Genomic DNA, 6440 nt, shown 5'->3' with positions numbered 1-6440 from the left:
GGCCACCGCGGTGTTTGTCCAGATCGTGAACCAGCCATAAAAGCGCACCAGTTCGCCGGCCGCATCACCGCCGCGATCGGCCACATTCACGGCAAATTGCACCAGCAAGGCAGTACCCGTCAGCACCGCAATGGCGGCGGCCACAATCCTTGATCTACCGGTGATCCACATATCCATCTGCAATTGCTAGCCCAGCCGGGCGCCAGCGCAAAGCCTGTCGCCATTGGGGGGTGGCGCTGATGGGCATGAAAATCGCCGCGCTGAAAAAAGCGCCGGGCGTGGGCACTGGTAATGATAGCCGGCACGGTGGCGGCACCCGCCTCGCGTCACCGACGATGTGATGGTCGGCGGCGGGCGCGCGGCCAAGTGTGAGGCACAATGATCTGACCTTGCGCACCCGCATCGACGTGCTGTCGGGCACGGCCGTACTGGTTGGCACTGCCGTGACGATTTCCCCCGCTTCGATACCAGATCCAACAGATGCCTTCGCAGTTGCAGCAGGTGGAACGAACGGCTAAAGCGACCATCTATGTTCAAACTCCCCGATCACAAAGACCGCGCCAAGACCGCCGCCGACGCGAGGCTGGCAAAGCTGGAAAAATTCAAGGCCGCCGCGCCCAGCGACGATGCAATCGCCGCTGCCCGCCAGCGCGCTGAAAAGCGCGCCCAGAAAGAAGCCGAAGCCAAGACGGCCCGCGCCGAACGCGCTCGCCAGATGGCCGAGGAAAAGAAGGTCAAGGAAGCCCAGCGCGAGAAGCAGGTGGAACAGCAGCGCCTGGAAGCGATCTCGCGCGACGCCGCCCAAAAGGCCGCCCGCGACGCCCGCTACGCCGCCCGCAAACAACGCGTGCGCTGAACCGGGCCAAAGGCCCGTCGTCACCATCGCGGCGCTACCAACATTCGATCACGGATCTTCGCGGCCTTCGCCGACTGCTTTTTGTTGCGCGGTATCTGCCAAGGCATGTGCGGAACACGGCGCGCACTGCGGCATCAGTTCTGGCCCGGTTCTGCGCCAATTCCCGTTCACCGCCAATGGCAACCGCGCTGCGTGCAGTTCGCCGGGCGCAATGACGGACATTTGTCCAGACAAAGCCACCGCCCTGCAAACACGAAGAGGCGGCCATCCTCTCCGATGACCGCCCCCTTGCGAGCTGGTTGGTGCCGGATCAGACCTTATTTGATGTCTGCCCACACCTTGCGATACGACAGATAACCAAGACCGGTCAGGATGATCAGGAACAGGATCACGGCAAAGCCGGTTTCCTTCCGATTTTCCAGCTTGGGCTCTGCCGTCCAGGTCAGGAAGGCAGTCACGTCCTTCGCATATTGGTCCTTGGTTGCCGCAGCCCCGTCGGCATAAGTCACCTGACCGTCGGCCGCGAGCGGCGGTGGCATGGCGATGTTGACGCTGTGAAAATAGGGATTGTAGTAAAGTGTGTCGGGCTTGGTCCAACCCTTCGGCACATCATCGGAATAGCCGGTGAGCAGCGAATACAGATAGTTGGTGCCATCCGGGCGCGCCTTGGTGATCAGCGACAGATCGGGCGGATACGCGCCGTTCTGTGCTGCCCGGGCCGCCGCTTCGTTGGCATAAACCAGCGGGAACTTGTCCGCACCGGTCGCCTTGCGGGTGGTCGGCTCGCCGTTAGAGTCGATCGCAGCCACGTCATACTCGGCAGCGATGGTCTTGATCTGGCCAGCGTTGTAACCAAGGTCAGTCAGATCGCGGAAAGCGATACGGTTGATCGAGTGGCAAGCCGAGCAGACTTCCTTGTACACCTGAAAGCCGCGCTGCAGCTGGGCGCGATCAAACGTGCCGAACACGCCGATGTTGCCCGGGCCATTGTGCGCCCATTCCATGTGCTTGGGATATTTGTGCAGTTCCTTGACCATGTCGCGCGAGACGGATTCGCGGGGGGCGATTGCCCCCCACAAAACGTTCACGACGAACAGCAGGCCGATGGCGAGCGCGCCGAGACGAATCATCTATGTCTCTCCTTATTCGGCTGGCTGCGCGAGCGGCATAGAACCACTCTTGCCGTATTTGGCCAGCACGGCCTCCGAGATGGAACCCGGCAGCGGCGTGGTCTTCTCCAGCTTGGAGACGATCGGCAGGATGATGAGGAAGTGAGCGAAGTAATAGGCCGTCAGAACCTGGCTGAGACGCACCCATGGTTCCTCCGCCGGCTTGCCGCCGCACACGCCCAACACCACGGCTACCACCACGAACACCCAGAACAACGCGCGGCTGAGCGGGCGGTAGTCGTTGGAACGCACCGGTGAGGTATCGAGCCAAGGCAGCAGGAACAGCAGCAGGATCGATGCAAACATCGCCAGCACGCCCCAAAGCTTGGCCGGAACGCCAAGGAAATCAGAGGTGAAGGCACGCAGGATCGCGTAAAAGGGCCAGAAATACCATTCCGGCACGATGTGGGCCGGCGTGGAAAGCGGGTTGGCCGGGATATAATTGTCCGGTTCGCCCAGGCTGTTCGGCATGAAGAACACAAAGGCCGCAAACAGGATCAGATAGACCCCAAGGCCAACGAAATCCTTGGCTGTGTAATAGGGATGAAACGGAATGGTGTCGGCTTCCGACTTCACGTCCACGCCGGTCGGATTGTTTGAACCCGGGATGTGCAGCGCCCACACGTGCAGGATGATCACCCCAAACGTTACGAACGGCAGCAGATAGTGCAACGAGAAGAAACGGTTCAGAGTGGCGTTGTCGGGCGAGAAGCCGCCGAGAAGCCATGTCTGGATAGCGGTGCCGACCAGTGGCAGCGCCGAAAACAGCCCGGTGATGACCTGCGCACCCCAGAAGCTCATCTGGCCCCACACCAGCACATAGCCCATGAACGCAGTGGCCATCATCAACAGGAATATGACCAGGCCAAGCATCCACAACACTTCGCGCGGCGGCTTGAACGAGCCGTAATACAGCCCGCGAAAAATATGGATGTATACGACGCCGAAGAAGAAACTGGCACCGACAGCATGCATGTAGCGGATCATCCAGCCGCCGTTGACGTCGCGCATGATGTGCTCGACCGAATCAAAGGCAACGCGGGTATCTGCCGCAAAGTGCATGGCGAGAACCACGCCGGTGATGATCTGGATGACCAGCGCCACGCCGGCCAGCACGCCGAAATTGTAAAAAGCATTCAGGTTCTTGGGCGTGGGATAACCCGGGCCCAAGGCGCTGAACACGAGGCGGGGCAGCGGCAAGCGCTCGTCCACCCATTTGCCGACGGCCGAGGTCGGCTGATATTGCTTGGCCCAGGGAAAACTCATGGTCCTTGTCCTCAGCCGATGGTCACGGAAGTGGGTGACTTGAACTTGTAGGGCGGCACTTCCAGGTTCTTGGGAGCCGGGCCCTTGCGGATGCGCGCAGCGGCATCGTAGTGCGAACCGTGGCAGGGGCAGAAATAACCGCCGAAATCACCCTTGGCTTCACCTTCGGCCGCACCAAGCGGCACGCAACCAAGGTGAGTGCATACGCCCAGCGTGATCAGCCACTGCTCGCTGCCAGGCTTGGTACGTTCAGCCAGCGACTGCGGGTCACGCAGCGATGCCACATCCACCTTATTGGATTCAGCGATTTCTGCCGGCGTCAATTGCCGGGCAAAAACCGGCTTGCCGCGCCAGCTTGCCTTGATGGCCTGGCCGGGCTGCACCGCCGACAGGTCGAGATCGATGCTGGCCAGCGCCAGAACATCGGCCGACGGATTCATCTGGTTCACCAGTGACCATACAACCGGCAAGACCCCGGCGCCGGCAAAGGCCGCCGTTGCCACGTAAATAAAGTCTCGGCGACGTTCGCCGCCAGGACCGAGATCATCGACAGTCGCCTGCCGCACTTCGCTAGCCATCTTGCCCCTTCCGGAATTTGATGCGCGTTCAGCAAGCCTAAAGCTCGCCCGCATGGTGCGCCGGGATAGACAAGCGAATGCCGCAACGCAACGGAGAAAAGCCGCACACCCCCCGGACATTTTGGCGCGGACATGGCCACTTGGTAACATTATCATAGTAGCCGGGCTGCTGTGGGGGGTTTCGCGCCGCCACAAGCCTGTTTAAGGCAGGTGCATGATCGAGCTTGATGACCAGCAACAGGCCGCCCAGGCCTGGTTCCGCTCCCTCCGCGATAGCATCTGGGCGATGTTGGAACAGCTGGAAGATGAATCGACGCTGCCCGGCACCGCCGGCCGTTTCGAAAAGCGGCCGTGGAACCGCAGCGACCATGCCAAAACGGATGGCGATGGAGGCGGCGGCGAGATGGGCCTGATGAAGGGCCGACTGTTTGAAAAGGCCGGGGTGAATATTTCCACCGTCTACGGCGAATTCAACCCGGAATTCGCCAAGCAGATAAACGGTGCCGCCGACGATCCGCGCTTTTTCGCCACCGGTATCAGCCTTGTCATCCACCCGGCCAACCCGCTGGTGCCGGCCGTGCACATGAACACACGTATGCTGGTCACCACCAAGCGCTGGTTTGGCGGCGGTGTCGATCTCAACCCGGCGCTGCCCGACGACGCCGAAACTGCTGCCTTCCACGCCGCCGTGAAGCACACCTGCGATCGCCACCACCCGGATTATTACCCGGCCCATTCGAAGTGGGCAGAGGAGTATTTCTGGGTCCCGCACAGGCGTCGCCATCGCGGCGTCGGCGGCATATTTTACGATCACCTGAACAGCGGCGACTGGGCGGCGGATTTTGCCTACACGCAGGATGTTGGCCGCTGCTTTCTGGAAACGTATCCAAAGTTGGTGCGCGCCAAGATGCACGAGCCCTTCAGCGATGAACAACGCACCACCCAACTGAAATATCGCGGCCTCTATGCCGAGTTCAACCTGGTTTATGATCGCGGCACCACGTTCGGCCTGAAAACCGGCGGCAACACCGATGCCATCCTGATGAGCCTGCCGCCGCTTGCCATCTGGGAATGACGACATGACAGCAGGCGGAACCATGGTTGCATCGCAGGTGATCGCGGTGCCCGCCGGACAAATCGCCACTATCGTCACTTGCCTTGAAATGACCGCGCCGCCGCCGCGGGTCGCCCCGGTGCGATCGGCGCTCAAGCTGGAACGCTGGACAGCACCCTTCGATCTTGAGCGTTATCGCGCGCTGTTTCGCGCCGTCGGCCAGCCGTGGCTGTGGCGCGGACGGCTGGTACTGGACGATGCGGCGCTGGCGGCCACGCTGGGCGCACCCAGCCTCGAAGTGCATATCGCCGCAAGGCGTGACGGCACCCCGCAAGGGCTGCTGGAGCTGGATTTTTCAGGCCACCGCCAGTGCGAGCTGGCCTACGTCGGGCTGGTGCCGGAATTGACCGGGCGCGGCCATGGCAGCTGGCTGATGGGCCACGCGATGGGGCGGGCGTGGAAAGACGGCATTGACCGCGTCTGGGTTCACACCTGCGATCTGGATCATCCCGGCGCACTGGCCTTTTACCAGCGCTGCGGCTTCCGGCCGTATCAGCGGCTGGTGGAGATGTACGACGATCCGCGCACCAGCGGCCTCTATCCAGCGGATACTGCGCCTAGCGTTCCGCTGCTCTGAAATGGCGGGCGACTGTCATGACTTTAACGCGCTGCTGACGATCTGCTGATACGCCGACGCACTGGCGGCACCGATGCCGACCGTGACCAGGCAATTGCCGATGCCCGGAAACAGCGCGTGCAGGAAACGGCCAACACCGTTCAGCCCGGCGATCCGCGCCACCACGTCCAGCGCTGCGCCCGCCCCTTCGGCCAAGATGCCGATGCCGATCACGCCGAACAGGCCCAGCAGCAAAAACAGAGTTAATTGCAGGCCGTGCCCGTCGCTGAGCGTCCAGCTGCGGCGCAACAGGCCAAAGGGCGTGCCGGGTTCGACCAGCGCCGCCGCGCCCGACAAAAACAAGAGCCGGGCAAAGAGCCACAGTCCCGGCACCACCAGCAACAGCAGACCCAGCCCCACCGGCAGCGATCCCGCCAATTGGGCCAACGCAAACACCGGAAACGCCGCCAGTGCCGCCGCCAGCGCATCGCGCGGGGTGTCGCCGCGGCGCAGCACCAGATGCGTCGCCGCAAGCTGGCCAAACGCGCCGATCAGGCTGGGCAGTGCCACGCGCAGCAGCAATTGCTGGTTGCTGATATTGTCGATGCTGGTGGGCGCCGGCGGGCCGAACAAAGCCACAGCTACCACCGGCAGCAGCGCAAACGGCGCGGCCAGAATGAACAGTCGGCCCAGATCAGCGCGCAGCGCGGCCGACATCATGTCCCACAAGGTGGCGGCCGACAAACGTACCATGGTCGGCCTCATACCAAGTCGCGTTGATCGCGACTCGCGGGGGGATTCCCAAGGGTCTAAAAGTGTGAATCTATGGCGATGTGCTCAGGTAGGACATCGTCATGGGGACTGGGATCGCGCTTCGGGATGATTTTGACGCGGTAAGGCT

At 62.2% G+C, this 6440-nt stretch carries 7 protein-coding genes; 3 read left to right on the top strand and 4 right to left on the bottom strand.

Translation table 11 applies throughout. The features are described 5' to 3' along the window. Window positions 1-529: 529 nt before the first annotated feature. Window positions 530-856 (top strand): DUF6481 family protein, encoded by a 327-nt coding sequence (locus tag ACESL8_RS00860; protein WP_372914933.1) that lies wholly within the window; start codon window positions 530-532, stop codon window positions 854-856. A gap of 317 nt (window positions 857-1173) precedes the next feature. On the opposite strand, the gene ACESL8_RS00855 is transcribed toward ACESL8_RS00860, so the two are convergent. From ACESL8_RS00855 to petA, 3 genes are read right to left on the bottom strand one after another with little or no spacing between them, the layout of a single operon-like run. Next, window positions 1174-1986, bottom strand: coding sequence for a cytochrome c1 (locus ACESL8_RS00855; RefSeq protein WP_372914931.1), 813 nt, complete (start codon window positions 1984-1986; stop codon window positions 1174-1176). A gap of 12 nt (window positions 1987-1998) precedes the next feature. After that, window positions 1999-3291: a cytochrome bc complex cytochrome b subunit gene (locus ACESL8_RS00850; protein WP_372914929.1), complete on the bottom strand. Its 1293-nt coding sequence runs from the start codon at window positions 3289-3291 to the stop codon at window positions 1999-2001. An 11-nt stretch (window positions 3292-3302) separates the two neighbouring features. Beyond that, entirely contained in the window at window positions 3303-3869 is a 567-nt protein-coding gene (petA, locus tag ACESL8_RS00845) for a ubiquinol-cytochrome c reductase iron-sulfur subunit (RefSeq protein WP_372914927.1), read from the bottom strand. A 214-nt stretch (window positions 3870-4083) separates the two neighbouring features. On the opposite strand from petA, the gene hemF reads away from it, so the two are divergent. Both hemF and ACESL8_RS00835 read left to right on the top strand, forming a co-directional pair. After that, window positions 4084-4944: an oxygen-dependent coproporphyrinogen oxidase gene (gene hemF, locus ACESL8_RS00840; RefSeq protein ID WP_372914925.1), complete on the top strand. Its 861-nt coding sequence runs from the start codon at window positions 4084-4086 to the stop codon at window positions 4942-4944. 22 nt (window positions 4945-4966) lie between these two features. Beyond that, window positions 4967-5560 carry a GNAT family N-acetyltransferase gene (locus tag ACESL8_RS00835; RefSeq protein WP_372914923.1) on the top strand — a complete coding sequence of 198 codons (594 nt, stop codon included), beginning with the start codon at window positions 4967-4969 and terminating at the stop codon, window positions 5558-5560. A gap of 15 nt (window positions 5561-5575) precedes the next feature. Here the strand turns inward: ACESL8_RS00835 and ACESL8_RS00830 are convergent, their stop codons facing one another. Further along, entirely contained in the window at window positions 5576-6292 is a 717-nt protein-coding gene (locus ACESL8_RS00830) for a hypothetical protein (RefSeq protein WP_372914921.1), read from the bottom strand. Window positions 6293-6440 lie beyond the last annotated feature (148 nt).

The organism is Sandarakinorhabdus sp. (assembly GCF_041689835.1).
In the GTDB taxonomy this organism is placed as follows: Bacteria; Pseudomonadota; Alphaproteobacteria; order Sphingomonadales; family Sphingomonadaceae; genus Sandarakinorhabdus.
The sequence above is the reverse complement of the archived record's forward strand: the minus strand, read 5'-3'. Positions and strand labels throughout refer to the sequence as shown.